Source organism: Streptomyces sp. NPDC001493 (assembly GCF_053597235.1).
In genome coordinates this window covers 559,973-574,973 of record NZ_JBSFHV010000001.1, presented here as the reverse complement: position 1 = coordinate 574,973, position 15,001 = coordinate 559,973, and the positions used below count along the sequence as shown (strand labels likewise).

The window sequence follows — 15,001 nt, the reverse complement described above, 5'->3', positions numbered from 1 at the left end:
TCGGCCTCCGGAGTCGTGGGTGTCGGTGGGCACGGTCGGCCTCCGGAGTCGTGGATGGTGCCGGGCATGGTCAGCCTCCGGAGTTGTGGGTGTTGGCGGTCTCGGCGGCGGCGTAGTTGTCGTAGGCGGTCTGCATGCGCCGGGCCATGTCCTGGAGCAGGTCCGCCAGCCCGTGCGAGGCATCCGTGAACCACGTCGACATCGTCTCGAAGCTGACGGCGGAAGGGCTCTGCCAGGAGCTCTGGGCCGATTCGAAGCAGCTGCGGATCTGACCGAGCAGGTCGGCGATGTGCCCGCCCTCCGCTCGCACGACCCCGATCGCACCGCTGAGCCGGGCCAGGGCGACCCGGAACTCCTCGGCGGACATGGTTCCGTGGGAGCCGCCGGAGGATCCGTGCCCGGTCTCGGTCTTGGTCTCCGTCTTGCTCCCGGTCTTGCTCTGCGTCCCGGCCCCGTTCGGGCCGGTCGCGTGACGGTCGTTCAGGGAGGCGTGTGCTCCGTCCGGGTGGCCGGTCCCCGACGCGTCCGCCCCGCGTACGCGATCGGTCGCCGAGACGGCTTCCGACGGGTCCGCGGCGGGCGCCTGTCCGGTCGCCCGCACCCGGTCGAGTGCGGGCACGGCCCCGTCGGTGAACGGTTCGCGGGGTGTCGCGATCATGTCGGGATTTCCCGTGGACGGTGTCGTCATGGGGTGGGTCTGCTCCTTTCTTCCGTCAAGCGGGATGTGATTCTCGATCGGGCATCCAGAATTCCGGATCGACCTTTCGCCACCGGACCCGCATATGCCAGACTGACGCCGGCCGAATTCATCCGGCCAAAACTTCCGGACGGCCCTGCCGTCAATGAAGCGCATGGGAGAAAATCATGGCCGAGGGCCAGCAGAACGACGACCCGGATGCCGGAAAGGATTTCAGTAATCTCGTCCCGCACATGGCTGTCGGCTGGGACGCACCGCCCAGCTTCAACACCGACCCGGGCGGACAGTCGAGCGGGCAGTCGTCGAACGAGGTGGCCGACAGCGGCCGGATCGCCTTCGACGCCGCCGCGGTGCGGGCGACCGAGAACACCCTGCTGGCCCAGGGGCGCAGCGCGGTCTCCGGTTACGAGACGCTGCGCGGGCACGTCGACGCCGCCGTGCACGGCCAGTTCTGGGGCCCCTCCCACACCAGCCAGCCGGTCTCCGCGACGCCCGGGCTGAACCCGAACCCGTCCGCCGGCTACACCCCGCCCCTGGACACCATGGACAAGGAGGACCAGAACACCCTCGCCGAGATCGGCGAGAACTTCGCGCAGCACATCAACCCGGCGATGCAGAAGGCCCTGGCGCTGCAGAGCAACGCGCTCGAACTGCTCGGCAACTACGTCGCCATGATCAACAGCGCCGGCCAGTCGTACGCCCACGTCGACCGGGCCGCGCGGTTCCCGGACCCTCCGGGCCCGGTCACCGCGCAGGCGTAGGGCCTGGTGACCGCGGAGGCGCAGGACCCCGTACGCGCGGGTGGCGTCGGCGCGGCGGACGTGCTCGGGGCGGGGCATCAGGCCACCGCCGCGGGCACGTCGGCCGGTGTCAGCACGGTCAGGTCCTCGTCGCGGGGGTCGGCCAGGTCGGCGACGCGCACGGCGTGCTGTTCGGTCATCCGCTGGAAGGACTGCCGGGCGGTGCGTCCGTTGCCGAAGCGTCCGGTCCGTTCGATGGAGTCGAAGTGGGCCAGCAGCGCCGCCGACGTGTCCTGGAGGATGCGGTAGTCGTGCTGGGAGGCCTGGTACTCGACGATCCGTACGAGGTCCGCCGACGAGTAGTCGTCGAAGCGGAGGGTGCGGGTGAACCGCGACGCCAGGCCGGGGTTGGAGTCGATGAGGCGCTCCATGTCCTGCGGATAGCCCGCCGCGATCACCACGACCTCGTCCCGGTGGTCCTCCATCAGCTTGACCAGGGTGGAGACGGCCTCCTGCCCGAAGTCGTTGCCCTGCCCCTCGGGGACCAGGGCGTACGCCTCGTCGATGAAGAGCACGCCGCCCAGCGCCTGCCGGAAGACCGCGGTGGTCCTCGGCGCGGTGTGGCCCACGTACTCGCCCACCAGGGCGCTCCGGTCGGCCTCCACCAGGTGACCCCGGGCCAGCAGCCCGAGGGCGGCGAGGAGCCGGCCGTACAGCCGGGCCACCGTGGTCTTGCCGGTCCCCGGGTTGCCCGCGAAGATCAGGTGGCGGCTCAGCGGCGGGGGCTGCAGTCCGGCCTCCTGACGCCGCTTCACCATCCGCATCAGCTTCGCCATGGCGGCCACTTCGCGCTTGACGCCGTCCAGGCCCACCAGCCGCTCCAGTTCGGCCAGCAGCTCGGGCAGCTGGTCCTCGCCGACCTCCTCCCGCCCGTCCGGCGCGGTGCCTGCCCCGTTTACGGATGCGCCGGCCGGAACGCCCGCGGCGGTGAGCCCGGCGGCCACCGCCGGGCTCTCGGCCTCCGTCGGCAGGGTGGCCGCCTTGACGTCGTGGCTGCGGCACTGTTCGAAGCAGGCCGCGGCGCCGTCGGCCTGCGACAGGTCCTCGTCCACGTCGTGCACCAGACAGCGCCGCAGCACCGGGGACGCCTCCGCGCCCACGTACACGGCCGGATAGCCGGTCGCGGAGACGGTGCAGTCCTCCAGCAGCCCTCGGGCGCCGTCGCCGATGTACAGACCGTTCTTCGCGGCGCCGGTGACGGTCACCGACCGCACCCGGGGGTCGGCCCCGGACCAGATCACGAGCCCGCTTCCCCCGGCGTCCGAGATGGTCAGGTCCTCGATCCAGGCCTCGCTGCGCTCGTCGAGGAAGACACCCGCCGATCCCGGCGCCTCGATCCGCCCGCCGCGCACCACCGCACCGGTGGCCGCGGCGATCTCGATGCCGGTTCCGGTCGGCCGCAGCACCTCGCAGTGGTCGAGCAGGGGTCGGTGGCCGGTGTCGAGCCGGACGCCGGTGCCGGTCCCGCTGATCACGCAGCGGCGGAGCACCACGTCCGCCCCCTGGACGTCGACGCCCGTCATGCGGGCCCGCTCCACCCGGCTGTCCTCGGCGACGAGGACCGCCGCGCCCTCCACCCGTATCGCGTGCTGTGCGCTGTCCCGCACGGTGCAGTCGCGCAGGACGGCCCGGGCGCCGTCGGCGATGTTCAGCGCCGTGTACGTGGTGGTGGAGATCTCGCAGTCGGTGAGCCGGACGGTGCAACGGTCCGAGGCGTGCACGCCGTTGGCGCCGGTACGGGCCACGGTGGTGGCGTGCGCGTGCAGTTCGGCGTCGTCCAGGGCGGCGAGGCCGGTCCCGGGCACGTCGACCACCCGGGTGCGCTCCAGCTCCACGCGGCCCGTGCCCGAGGCGATCACTCCCGCCCCGCCCGTCTCGCGGACGTGGCAGTCCCGCAGCCGCAGGCCTGCCGCCGCCGCCAGGACGCCTTCCTTCCCGGTGCGGAAGATCTCGCACTTCTCCAGCCGGATGCCCAGCCCTTCCCGTCCTGCCTCGGCGGCGTCGGCGTCCGCCGGGAGCGGGGCCGCGGTGGCGGTCGTGGCCGCCGCAGTGGCGGGGTCGGCGACCCGCAGCCCCTGGGCCGTGGTGTCGTGCAGCCGGGAGCCGCGCAGCAGGGGGCGGGCGAGGGGATGCACCAGGACCGCCGCGTCGCCGGTGTGCCGGACGGTGCAGTCGTCGAAGGTGCCCGCCGACTCTCCGGCCATCACGATGCCCGCCCCGGTCACCCGTTCCACGGTGAGCCGGCGGACGTCCGCCCGGGCGGCGTCGCTCAGTGTCAGTCCGTGTCCCCGAGTCGCCCTGATCACGCAGTCCTCGACGACCGCCCGGGCCGTGCCGGTCACATGGACGCCGGTGCCGGTGGCGTCCTCGACGGTGCACCGACGCAGCTCGGCGACGGCGGTCCGGACGACTTCGATCCGGCCCCCGGCCACCGCGCACCGGTCCAGGAGCGGGCCGCCGCCGGAAAGGACGACCGCGGGTCCGCGGTCCGGGGCGCCCTCGACCGTCATATCCCGCAGTACGGGCGAGCCGCCGTTCACGCGGACCGCCGGTCCGTGCACGGCCGCGATCCGCACGGTTCCCGGCCCCTTCTCCGCGACCACGGTGATGTCCTGGTCCAGGACCAGCGACTCCCGGTACTCCCCCGGCTGGACACGGATCTCCGCGCCCTCGTCGGCCGCCCTGAGCGCGGCGGTGACGGTGCGGTAGGTGCCCCAGCCCCGGTCGGCGACCCGCAGTACATGGCGTTTCACGGGCGGCCCGCCCCGTCCGGTGAGCCGGTCACGAGGTCCGTCCCGAGTCCATCAGGGTGCTGTAGACACCGAAGACGCCCACGGCGAGCGGTACGCAGGTCACCATCAGGAACCCGGCGAGCGGATCGATCCAGGAGGGACGCTCGTCGGCTCCGTCGACACGGAAGGCCCGGCCCAGTCCGACGGCGAGGGCGAGTACCGCGACGAACAGCAGCGCGGCCGGGCCCGTCCAGCCGGGCGCGCCGAAGGTGGCCGGGGCCCGGACGAGTGTGACCCCCAGACCGGCCGTCCCCGCGGCCACCACCGGTACGACCGCCGGCGCCATCGTCAGCCGTCCCGCCCGCAGGACGAGTGCCAGTCCGAGGCAGCCGGCCAGCGCGACCGCGAACGGCCGGCTCGACGAGCCCAGCACGACCATGCAGCCGGCCGCGACCGCGGAGGCCAGCAGGTTGATGCCGGTCAGCAGCCGCCGACCGCGCTCGACCAAGTTCAGCACGGCGGCCTCGTCGTCGGCGTCCGCTCCGGTCTCCGGTCCCGCGACGTCCGGTCCGGCGAGCACGGCGAAGTGGCCCGAGAGCCTGGGCGCCGCGCCCAGTACCGCCGGCACGACCACTCCCACCACGGCGGACGCCTCCAGCGACGTGGCCCCTCCGGCGGTGAGACACACCGTCAGCAGCAGGGCGAGTCCGGTGATCGCCACCGCCGCCAGGGTCGTCGCGTGGCGGACGGCGAACAGTCCGGCGAGCGCTCCGAGCACGGCGCCCGCGCTGAGGGCGACCAGTACCGAACCCGTGCTCGACGTCGAGGGCAGTGTCGCCCCGGCCACGGCCAGCAGCGGAACGGCGGAGAGCGCCATGATCAGCCGCAACCCGGCGGGCAGGGACCATCCCTGACGGGTGGCCTGCCGTACCAGCGCGACCAGACCGAGGGCGACGAGGACCGCGGCCGCTCCGGTGACCGGCGCGGCCCCGCCCCGGCCCCCCGGCCACGCCAGCGTGAAGAAGCCCGCGATCAGAGCCAGGACGCCGAGGACCAGGGTGGTGTACGCCCGCGAGCGGCGGTCCCACGCGCTGCTGTCCCTGCCCGCCTGCTCGACGGTCTCCTCCAGGTCGGTGACGACGGGCTCGTCGGACTCCCCGGCGGCCGCGTCCCGCAGGTACAGCGTCGTCCCGTCGACGACACCGCATTCCCTGAGCGAGGTCTCCGGTGCGAACGGCGCCGCACCGGGCAGCGCGAGCGACCAGACCGGAGGGAAGGTCTCGTCGAACTCCACCTGTCCCACGAGCCCGAGCAGGGCCGGGGTGTATTCGGCGATGGCCGACTCCGCGGGCACCGCGAGGTCGACCCGTCGCCGCGCTCCCACCACCGTCACATGGCAGCGTTCATTCTCCACTGGGTGTTGTCCTTGTCGCCTTGTCGGCCGGAGGCCGGTTCTGTCGTGCCGGGGTCGGTCGCGCGGGGGTCGGTTGCGCGGGAGTCGGTTGTGCCGGGTCCGTCGCCCGGGAGCCGGTTGCGCCGGGTCCGTCGCCCGGGAGCCGGTTACGCCGGGGTCGGTCGCCCGGGGTCGGACGCGCGGGATCCGGTTGTGCCGGGTCGGTCGCCGGGGCTCGATCGCGCGGGATGCGGTCGCCCGCGAGTCAGTGCGTGGAGGCCCAGGTCTTGATGTTCGCTTCCTCGGCTCCTACGTAGTTGCCCCAGTTCACGTGCATCGCGGCAGCGATCTCGCCGAGCACTCCGCCCTCGCCCTCGCTGCCGAAGAGACCGACGGCGGCCAGGTCCCACTCGTGCATGCGTTCCTGGTACTCCGTCGCGGACTGGGCGTTCCACGTGTCGATCAGCGACTGGATGCGGCCCCTCAGCGCGTGCAGTTCGTCCATGATGTGGGACGCCTGTCCGTTGAGGTGGTCACGGGCCCCCTCCAGTTCCTTGCCGACGATGATGGGTGTGCTCTCGATGTCGGGCATCTCGACTCCTCAGACGGGGAAGTGTGCGTTCGATGTGTGGGTGTGCCCGTCGCCGTCAGCCGAGGCGCGCGGGCGGGAGGTTCACCTTGTTGAGGTTGGTGACATTCGCCTGCTCGCCCTGGAGGTAGTTGTGGGCGGTGTTGGAGAGGCCGTTGGCGATGCCGAGCAGGGCGTTCTGCATCCGCCCCGCGTACGCGTCCCATTCGGCCATGAGTTCCTGGAACGTGGCGGAGGCGATGCCTCCCCATACGGCCTCCAGACTCCGGACGTAGCCCTTCAGTGCGTCGAGTTCACCCTGCACGGTGTGCTGGGTGGTGCTGATGTCGCCGGACTTCTCCAGCAGTTCCGAGGGTGTCGTGTGGTAGAGCACCCCGTCCGAGCCCGTGAACCCGGTATTCCCGCCGTCCGTCGCCGCCATGTCGGCCGCCTTCCTGAACTGGTCACCGAGGCCGGCGCAACGGAGCACCGACCACCCCGGAGAAACTTGATGACGATCACCACTCGCCCGCCGGCACAGGGCCGGACGGACCGTCCGCACGCGCTCACACCTTCCGGCGGGCACGGGCCACAACATACACACGTATCTTAACGTGTGTCGGGCCAGGCTCTGACGCAGAGAAACATGTGTGCACGGCGAACCCGGAAGCCCACCCCACCCGCACCCCGACCCGCCCCTCGCCTCCGGCCGCCCCGCACGGTCCCACCGAACCCCGCGTCGCGCGGGAGCGGGCAGGGCACGCACCCTGTGACGCAGGCCACATGACGGAGGTGCATAGCGAGGCGGGCACCAGTGTCTTTGTCAGTGGTGGAGGACGTGTCCGCGGTCGTGCGGTGGTGTACGGGTCGTCGACGTGTGCCGCCCGCTGCCGACTGACGTCGTGGCGGAGCCGGTGAGCCGGCGTGGAGGTGAGGGGGGCGGGACCGATGGGGCGATCGAGGGCCGAGGAGTTCGACCGGTTCGTCACGGCTCGCTGGCCTGCCCTGCTCCATCTGGCGCGGCTGCTCACCGGCGGGGACCGGCACCGGGCGGAGGACCTGCTCCAGGAGGCGCTGGTCAAGCTCTGGTTCGCCTGGCCGAGGGTGGCCGACGAGGCGCCCGAGGCGTACGTGCGCCGGATTCTCGTCCGTGCCGCGGCCCGTTCGGCGCGGCGGCGGTGGTGGGGCGAGCAGCCCGTGGACACGCTGCCCGATCCGCCCGGGGCTCGGGACGAGACGGCAACCGTGGACGAACGGACCAGGTTGGAGGCCGTGTTGGCGTTGCTCCCCGCACGACAGCGGGCCGCCGTGGTGCTGCGCTACTACCAGGACCTGCCCGAGGGCTCCGTCGCCCAGGCCCTGGGATGTCCGGTGGGGACCGCCCGTTCGCTGACAGCACGCGGCGTCGCACGGCTGCGGCGACTTCTGGCGGAAGCGGCCGGAGCAGCCGAAGCCGCGGAAACGGTCCAACCATCCGGACCGGTCGGACCGGTCCGATCGCTCGGACCGGTCGAGTGAAGGAGGAGGAAAAATGGACCACTTCGAGCAGGAACTGGCGCGGATGATGCGTGACGGCCGGGAGGACGCGCCCTTCGAGGACCGTCATCGGCACCGGCTCCGGGTTGCCGTGCGCGCCCGGCAGCGGACCCGGACCGCCTGGATGGCCACCGGGTCGGTGCTGACCGTCGCCGGACTCGGAGTCGCGCTGACGGTCCTGTCGAACTCCCTGGCGGGCGGCGGCCCGACCGGTCCCCTGCCCCGCCCGGTCACGTCCGCCGAGTCGGTCCCCGCACCGTCGACGGCCCGCCTCGCTCCCACGGCACCCACGGAGACCTCGACCGCCCGGGCGGCACCCTTCGGGCTCCGGGCTCCCGGCAGCGGCGGCGTGCAGTGAGCGCCGGGCCCGCGGACGTGCGCCCGGCCGGAGTACGAGCGGTGGATTCCGTCTCCTGGGAGCAGCGGCTGCGGCGGTTCGGGTACGTCGCGCGCCCGGCGCCGTCCGTGCGCGACCGCCTGGTCGTGCCGTTTCCCGAGCCCGCGTCGTGGCCGTGGCGCGCGCTCGGACTGTCCGGGGTGGCGTCGCGCCGTCCCGGCTGGAGCGGGCCGCTGCTCGTGGCGCTCCTTGCCGGGCTGACGCGTTTCTGGCATCTGGGCAGCCCGCGGGCGGTCGTGTTCGACGAGACGTACTACGCCAAGGACGCCTGGTCCCTGCTGCGGCACGGCTACGAGAGCGGCTGGCCGGACCGTACGGTCTCCGACCCCCAGATCCTGGGCCACCCCCAGGTGATCCCCCTCTCCGACACCGGGGTCTTCGTCGCGCATCCGCCGGCGGGAAAGTGGGTGATCGCCCTCGGCGAGTGGATGTTCGGGCTGAACCCGTTCGGCTGGCGCTTCATGATGGCGGTCCTCGGCACTCTGTCGGTGCTGATGCTCTGCCGGATCGGCCGCCGCCTGCTCCGTTCGACGTGGCTGGGCTGCCTGGCCGGAGCGCTGCTGGCCGTGGACGGGCTGCACTTCGTGATGAGCCGCAACGCCCTGCTGGACCTCGTCGTCATGTTCTTCGTGCTGGCGGCGTTCGGGTGCCTGCTCGTCGACCGGGACCGTGCGCGGGCCCGGCTCGCGGCAGCCCTGCCGGTCGACGCGGAGGGCCGGACGCGCCCCGACGGGCCGACCGGCGAACGGGCCGGGACGGGTGTGCGTCCCTGGCGGGTCGCGGCCGGCGTCTTCCTGGGGCTCGCGGCGTCGGCCAAGTGGAACGGCCTGTACTTCCTCGCCTTCTTCGTGGTCCTCACCCTGCTGTGGGACGTCGGCGCCCGCCGTGTCGCAGGCGCGTACCGCCCCTGGCGCGCGGTGCTGCGCAAGGATCTCGGCCGGTCGGTGCTCTCCCTCGTGCCGGTCGCCCTCGTGACGTATCTGGTGACCTGGACGGGCTGGTTCGTGTCCGACGACGGTTACGGACGCCATTGGGCGGACGGCCGCGGCGGCACCTGGTCGTGGATTCCGGCCCCGCTCCGCAGCCTGTGGCACTACGAGTACGGGGTGTACCGGTTCAACGTGGGACTGCACGCCCCTCACCCCTACGAGTCGAATCCGTGGAGCTGGCTGGTCCTCGGCCGTCCCGTGCTGTTCTCCTACGTGTCGCCGGAGGCCGGGACGAACGGCTGTCCCCCGGCGGGGAGTTGCTCACAGGTGGTCCTCGCCCTGGGGACGCCGCTCCTGTGGTGGTCGGCGTGCTGCGCGCTCGGGTACCTGCTGTACCGGTGGGCGCTGCGGCGGGACTGGCGCTGCGGAGCCGTGCTGTGTGCGGTGGGTGCCGGGTACCTGCCCTGGTTCCTGTACCAGGACCGGACGGTCTTCTCCTTCTACGCGGTCGTCTTCGTGCCGTACCTGTGCCTGGCCGTGACGGTGATGCTGGCAGCTCTGGCGGGTCCGCCGGGAGCGGCTCGCGGGCGGCGGCTGCGGGGAACGGTGGCCGCCGGTCTGGTGGTCCTGCTCGTCGTCTGGAACTTCGTCTACTTCTTCCCGGTGTACACGGGGCAGACGATCCCGTACGACGGCTGGCGGGCCAGGATGTGGCTCGACACCTGGATATGAACGTGGCCCGGACCCGAAGGGCCGGGCTCGGAGGTGGGACGCCGTCGGCCGTGGTGTGGCCGCCACCGTCCAGCCGCCCGAGGGCTGTCCCGTAATTCCTGGTGGATCAGCCCCGATCGGACCGCGGCCTCAGCCCGTCCATCACCAAGCGGAAGAGGTGTTCCCGGCGCTCCGTGAGCGTCGGGGCCTGGTCAGCGATCCAGCTGAGGGCGTTGGCCAGCGCGAACAGGTCGATGGGTGCCACGTCCGGCCTGACCCTCCCTGATTCCTGAGCGGCCTCCAGCAACCGGCCGCCGGCCTGACGCATGGACAGGCAGCACGCGTGCAGCGGTGACTGCGGATCGTTCAGAGTGGCCATCAGGGTTGCGGGCAAGCCCTGGTAGGCGCCCGCGCCGAGGGTGAACTCGTAGAGCCATTCAGTCAGCGCGCGCTCGGGCGGGGCTGTGGCGGCAAGTTCGTCCGCCCGTTCCGCGAGGTGGGTGAAGCGCTGGCTCAGCAGGGCCTCCAGCAGGGCGTCCCGGTTCGGGAAGTGCCGGTACAGCGTGCCGAGGCCGACGCCGGCGCGTCGGGCGATGTCCCGCAGGGAGGCCGGGGTTCCCTGTTCCGCGACGGCCAGCGCGGCTGTTTCCAGGATCCGTTCACGGTTGCGCTGCGCGTCGGTGCGCGCTGCGCGCGGTTTGTCGGGGTGTGACTCGATGGACATGACGGACCTGCCTTTGACAAGCGGAGCACTGCTCCGGTTACCTGTTCCGGAGCACTGCTCCGGACTCTATCCGGGGTGCCCGCAGTGGAACTTGGGGAGGGACCCAATGGGTACGGCATCGATGCGAGCTGTCAGACTGCACGCCTTCGGCGAGCCCGAGGAACTGGTCTACGAGGAGGTGGCCCGGCCCGAGCCCGGGCCGGGTGAGGTGCTTGTGCGGGTCCACGCGGCGGGTGTCAACCCGCCGGACTGGTACGCACGGCGCGGGTTCGAGAACTTCCCGGTCGAGGTGCGGCCGAACTGGACGCCGCCGTTCATCCTGGGCAGTGACATTTCCGGCGTGGTCACAGCTCTCGGTGCCGGTGTCACCGAGTGGCAGCCCGGCGACGAGGTCTTCGGCCTCGTCAACTTCCCTGGCCGCCCGTCCGGGTACGCGGAGTACGCGATTTCACCCGCCGCCCACCTGGCCCCCAAGCCGGCCGCCCTCAGTCATACCGAGGCCGCCGCCGTGCCGATGGCCGGGCTGACGGCCTACCAGTACACCTTCACCCACCTGCACGGCCGCGTCGGCTCCACCGTCCTGGTCAACGGAGCGGCGGGCGGAGTCGGTCACGTCGCCGCGCAACTCGTCCGGATTGCCGGCGCGAAGGAGGTGATCGGCGTGGCCTCCGGGCGACACGAGGCTTTTCTGCTGGGCCTGGGCGTGGACCGGTTCGTCGACTACACCCGGGCGCCCGCCGAGGAGGTTGTCCGCGATGTGGACCTGCTGATCGACACGGTCGGCGGCTCCGACGCGCACCGCCTGCTTCCCACGGTCCGGCGCGGCGGCCGGATCGCACCCGTCTTCCTGGGCGACTACCACCGTGAGCGCGCGGCCGGACTCGGGGTCGTCGTCGAGACCATGTGGCAGGTGCGCTCCAGCGGTTCGGATCTCGCCGAGCTGGCCACTCTCATCGACGCCGGGCAGGTGCGCGTCGCCATCGACAGCGTCTTCCCCCTGCGCGACGCGGCCGCCGCCCACACACGCGCCGAGCGCGGACACCTCCAAGGCAAGATCGTCCTGAACGTCGAGGAATAGGGTTCTCTCCAAGCCGCCGCCGAGATGCCACCACCGAGGATCCGGGGAACGACGTGTCCGTTCACAGAACTGAACGAGCAGCTCAACACCTCGAATCGGCGGGCGGCTTGGACGACCTGGACGTCGGATTCCGCGCGATCGTGGACGCTCCGGCCGAACGCGCGGAATCCCGGCAGGCGGATCCGCTCGACGCCGTCGTGCTCTCGCCTCGGCGCACACCTTGGACGGCGGGCCGACCGTCCGTCCGGACATCGGTGACCCGGGGCGGAACGGCCGGGGCAGGAACGGCCGTGCCGACCCCGGCCGACCGGACGTGATCGCACAGGTCCGCGGCGTCCGCCACGAGCACGCGGACACAGGGCTCCTCCGAAGGGTCGTAGCGGCCCTCGCACGCCCACCAGGCGTCCCGGGAGAGCCCGTAGAATGATCCGGCACCGATGGAGGAACGCCGATGGTCCGCTTCGCGAGGACACGCACCACGTCCGCGCCGAGCCCGCGTCACTCCCCCGTGCCGGTGGCCACGGACGCGGAGCCCGTTCCCGGGGCACGGGCCGCCGGGTCCCCCTGGTGTTGTCCGGCGGTGGCGGCCGGTCTCGGAGGGAAGGTGGCCCGTGGGGTCGGCTGAGTCACCGCACGGCTCCTCGGCCGGCCCGTTGGTGGGCCGCGAGCACGATCTGGACCGTATCGCCGCGGCGCTGGACGGACGCGCGAGCGGCGCCCTGCTGCTGTCGGGGGACCCCGGCGTCGGCAAGTCCGCGGTGCTGGACGCCGTGGTCCGGGAGGCTCTCCGGGACGGGACCCGCGTGCTGCGGGCGGCCGGCGCGGAGTTCGAGGCGAACGTCGGCTACTCGGCGTTGAACCAGGTCCTGATGCCTTTGCACGGCCTGTTCGAGCGGCTCGACGCCACCGGCGAAGAGGCGCTGAGTGTCGCACTCGGGTTCGGGTCCGGTCCGGCTCCCGAGCGGCTGGTCGTCTGCAACGCGGCGCTGGCCCTGCTGCGGGAAGCGGCGGAGGACGCGCCGGTGCTGCTGGCCGTGGACGACCTGCCCTGGGTGGACCGGGCGAGCGCCGCGGTCTTCGGTTTCGTGGCGCGGCGGCTGACCGGGGGTCGCGTCCGGTTCCTCGCCGCGTCGCGCACGGGTGTGGACAGCTTCTTCGACGGCAGCGGTCTGCCCGCGTACGAGCTGTCCGCCCTGGACGCCGACTCGTCCGCCCGCCTCGTCGACCTGCGCTTCCCCGACCTGGCCCTTCCGGTGCGTCGACGTCTGCTGGATGCCGCGCAGGGCAATCCGCTGGCCCTGCTCGAACTCCCCGGCGCGCTCCGCGCGGACCAGCGCGGGGCCCGGGAGGTGCTGCCCGCGGTCCTGCCGCTCGGCGAGCGCCTCCGGTCCCTGTTCGCCTCCCGTGTCCGGTCCCTGCCCGCCGCCACCCGTGACCTGCTGCTGCTCGCCACCCTCGACGGCACCGGCGACCTCGGGGTGCTGTCCTCGGCCACGCGGGAGGCGGGCGGCGAGGCGGATCTGCGGGACCTGGACGCCGCCGAGGAGGACGGGCTCGTACGGGTGGAGGAGTCGCCGCGCCGTCTGGTGTTCCGGCACCCGCTGATCATGTCGGCGGTCGTCGGCGCGGCCACCAGCAGCGGACGGCGTGCGGCGCACCGGACGCTGGCACGGGTTCTGGGCGACAAGCCGGAGCAGCTGGCCTGGCACTTGGGCGAGGCGACCCTCCAGCCCGACGAGGAGGTCGCGCTCCTGCTGGAGCGGGCCGCGCGCCGCATCCTGAGCCGCGGTGACGCGGTGGCCGCGATCGCGGCGCTCGCCCGTGCGGCCGACCTCAGCCCGCTCGACGCCGATCGCGCGCGCCGGCTGTCGGAGGCGGCCTACGTGGGCGCGGAGGCGATCGGCGCGCTGCACAGCGCGTCGGCCCTGCTGGAGGACGCGTCGCGGGCGGATCCCGGGCACGGGGCGTCCCTGCGTTCGGCGACCGCCGCGGTACAGCTCGTGCTGAACAGCGACGGGGACCTGGCGACGGCCCACCGGTTGCTGGTCGGCGCCATCGAGGGCGGCGACCACGGCTACGACGCCGACGACCCGGCCCTCGTCGACGCGCTGCACTTCCTGATCCTGCTGTGCAACTACGGTGCCCGCGAGGAACTCTGGAAGCCCTTCCACGCGGCCGTCCAGCGGCTGCGGCCGGCTCCCCCGCCGCTGCTGCTGGTGGCCGCGCAGACCTGGGGGAACCCGGCCCACACCGACGGGGCGACCCTGCGTCTGCTGGACGAGATCATCGACGGCACGACGAAGGAGACCGACCCCGCCCGGGTCGTCCGGGTGGGTACGGCCGCGGTGTACACCGACCGCTTGTCGGTGGTGCGCGAGGCGGCCTGGCGGCTGGTACGGCAGGGGCGTGAGGGCGGCCCGGTACGGCGGCACATCGGCGCCCTGCTGCACCTGTGCCTGGACGACTACCAGCGGGGCGGGTGGGCCGAGGTGCTGGAACTGTCGGAGGAGGGGCTGACCCTCTGCGCGAGGTCCGGGTACACCGTCTGCACCTGGTTCTTCCAGTACACCAAGGGCCTCGTCACCGCGTCCCGGGGCGACACCGGGACCGCGCACGCGCTCGCCGACGCGATGACGCGCTGGGCGGCGCCCCGGGGTATCCGGGAGGCCGTGCACTGCGCGCAGGAGGTGCACGCCCTCGCGGACATCGCCGACGGCGACTTCGACGCGGCGTTCGGCCGCGTGGACGCCATCAGCCCCGCGGGCGGCTTCACCCCGTACGTCGCCCACGCGGCGTGGGTCTTCTTCGATCTGGTGGAGTCCGCAGTACGCACCGGCCGGCGGGCGCAGGCGGTCGCGCACGTGGCCGCGCTGCGGGAGACGAACGTCGCCGGGCTCTCGCCGAGGCTGGGCATGCTGGCCGCCGGCGCCGAGGCGCTCGTGGCGGCGGACGACGCGGAGGCGGCCCGCCTGTTCGCGCGGGCGCTGGCCACGCCGGACGCGGACCGGTGGCCGTTCGCCCTGGCCCGGGTGCGCCTGGCCCAGGGCGAACGGCTGCGCCGGTCCCGGGCCCTGTCCGAGTCCAAGGCTCCCCTGACGGCAGCCCTGCACGCCTTCGAGCGGCTGGGGTCCACGGCCTGGGCCGAGCGGGCCCGCAAGGAACTCCGGGCGGCCGGGCGGGTCGTGGCGCATCCGGACGATCCGGGCGGGCCGGGGCTGACCGCGCAGGAGCGCGAGATCGCGGAACTGGCGGCGGGCGGCCTGACGAACAAGCAGATCGCCGAGCGCCTGTTCATCTCGCACCGCACGGTGGGCGCGCACCTGTACCAGATCTACCCGAAGCTCGGCATCGCTTCCCGGGTGGCGCTGCGGGACGCCCTGGGGCGGACGAGGTTTCCGGGAGTCTGACGCCTCGGATCGCGTCTCGGGGCCCAGTC

At 72.9% G+C, this 15,001-nt stretch carries 12 protein-coding genes; 6 read left to right on the top strand and 6 right to left on the bottom strand.

The window, feature by feature from the left end; translation table 11 throughout:
- Positions 1-70 precede the first annotated feature (70 nt).
- Entirely contained in the window at positions 71-688 is a 618-nt protein-coding gene (locus ACWCWD_RS02235; RefSeq protein WP_450769541.1) for a WXG100 family type VII secretion target, read from the bottom strand.
- A 176-nt stretch (positions 689-864) separates the two neighbouring features.
- Here ACWCWD_RS02235 and ACWCWD_RS02230 point away from each other — a divergent pair, with 176 nt between their 5' ends.
- Entirely contained in the window at positions 865-1,458 is a 594-nt protein-coding gene (locus ACWCWD_RS02230) for a hypothetical protein (protein WP_450769540.1), read from the top strand.
- Between the two features lie 77 nt (positions 1,459-1,535).
- On the opposite strand, the gene ACWCWD_RS02225 is transcribed toward ACWCWD_RS02230, so the two are convergent.
- The 4 genes from ACWCWD_RS02225 to ACWCWD_RS02210 form a co-directional block, all read right to left on the bottom strand.
- Entirely contained in the window at positions 1,536-4,250 is a 2,715-nt protein-coding gene (locus ACWCWD_RS02225) for a right-handed parallel beta-helix repeat-containing protein (protein WP_450769538.1), read from the bottom strand.
- Positions 4,251-4,278: 28 nt separating this feature from the next.
- Positions 4,279-5,643 carry a type VII secretion integral membrane protein EccD gene (eccD, locus tag ACWCWD_RS02220; protein ID WP_450769536.1) on the bottom strand — a complete coding sequence of 455 codons (1,365 nt, stop codon included), beginning with the start codon at positions 5,641-5,643 and terminating at the stop codon, positions 4,279-4,281.
- Between the two features lie 244 nt (positions 5,644-5,887).
- Entirely contained in the window at positions 5,888-6,214 is a 327-nt protein-coding gene (locus ACWCWD_RS02215; protein ID WP_450769535.1) for a WXG100 family type VII secretion target, read from the bottom strand.
- A 55-nt stretch (positions 6,215-6,269) separates the two neighbouring features.
- Positions 6,270-6,632 carry a WXG100 family type VII secretion target gene (locus ACWCWD_RS02210; protein WP_450769533.1) on the bottom strand — a complete coding sequence of 121 codons (363 nt, stop codon included), beginning with the start codon at positions 6,630-6,632 and terminating at the stop codon, positions 6,270-6,272.
- 506 nt (positions 6,633-7,138) lie between these two features.
- Between ACWCWD_RS02210 and ACWCWD_RS02205 the strand changes: the two genes are divergently transcribed.
- From ACWCWD_RS02205 to ACWCWD_RS02195, 3 genes are read left to right on the top strand one after another with little or no spacing between them, the layout of a single operon-like run.
- Positions 7,139-7,708: a SigE family RNA polymerase sigma factor gene (locus ACWCWD_RS02205; RefSeq protein ID WP_450769532.1), complete on the top strand. Its 570-nt coding sequence runs from the start codon at positions 7,139-7,141 to the stop codon at positions 7,706-7,708.
- 13 nt (positions 7,709-7,721) lie between these two features.
- A complete protein-coding gene (locus ACWCWD_RS02200) occupies positions 7,722-8,084 on the top strand; it encodes a hypothetical protein (RefSeq protein ID WP_450769530.1) in 363 nt (120 codons plus the stop codon).
- 41 nt (positions 8,085-8,125) lie between these two features.
- Entirely contained in the window at positions 8,126-9,784 is a 1,659-nt protein-coding gene (locus ACWCWD_RS02195) for a dolichyl-phosphate-mannose--protein mannosyltransferase (RefSeq protein WP_450769528.1), read from the top strand.
- A gap of 106 nt (positions 9,785-9,890) precedes the next feature.
- Here the strand turns inward: ACWCWD_RS02195 and ACWCWD_RS02190 are convergent, their stop codons facing one another.
- Complete coding sequence (locus ACWCWD_RS02190; RefSeq protein ID WP_450769526.1) at positions 9,891-10,487, bottom strand: TetR/AcrR family transcriptional regulator; 597 nt, start codon at positions 10,485-10,487, stop codon at positions 9,891-9,893.
- 106 nt (positions 10,488-10,593) lie between these two features.
- On the opposite strand from ACWCWD_RS02190, the gene ACWCWD_RS02185 reads away from it, so the two are divergent.
- Positions 10,594-11,565 (top strand): NADP-dependent oxidoreductase, encoded by a 972-nt coding sequence (locus ACWCWD_RS02185; protein ID WP_450769525.1) that lies wholly within the window; start codon positions 10,594-10,596, stop codon positions 11,563-11,565.
- A gap of 611 nt (positions 11,566-12,176) precedes the next feature.
- Positions 12,177-14,972: an ATP-binding protein gene (locus ACWCWD_RS02180; protein ID WP_450769523.1), complete on the top strand. Its 2,796-nt coding sequence runs from the start codon at positions 12,177-12,179 to the stop codon at positions 14,970-14,972.
- Positions 14,973-15,001: the final 29 nt, after the last annotated feature.

Coding starts and splice junctions, on each gene's coding strand:
- ACWCWD_RS02215 (WP_450769535.1), bottom strand. CDS start 6,214: ATGCCCGACATCGAGAGCACACCCATCATCGTCGGCAAGGAACTGGAG.
- ACWCWD_RS02200 (WP_450769530.1), top strand. CDS start 7,722: ATGGACCACTTCGAGCAGGAACTGGCGCGGATGATGCGTGACGGCCGG.
- ACWCWD_RS02190 (WP_450769526.1), bottom strand. CDS start 10,487: ATGTCCATCGAGTCACACCCCGACAAACCGCGCGCAGCGCGCACCGAC.
- ACWCWD_RS02205 (WP_450769532.1), top strand. CDS start 7,139: ATGGGGCGATCGAGGGCCGAGGAGTTCGACCGGTTCGTCACGGCTCGC.
- ACWCWD_RS02230 (WP_450769540.1), top strand. CDS start 865: ATGGCCGAGGGCCAGCAGAACGACGACCCGGATGCCGGAAAGGATTTC.
- ACWCWD_RS02185 (WP_450769525.1), top strand. CDS start 10,594: ATGGGTACGGCATCGATGCGAGCTGTCAGACTGCACGCCTTCGGCGAG.
- ACWCWD_RS02235 (WP_450769541.1), bottom strand. CDS start 688: ATGACGACACCGTCCACGGGAAATCCCGACATGATCGCGACACCCCGC.
- ACWCWD_RS02210 (WP_450769533.1), bottom strand. CDS start 6,632: ATGGCGGCGACGGACGGCGGGAATACCGGGTTCACGGGCTCGGACGGG.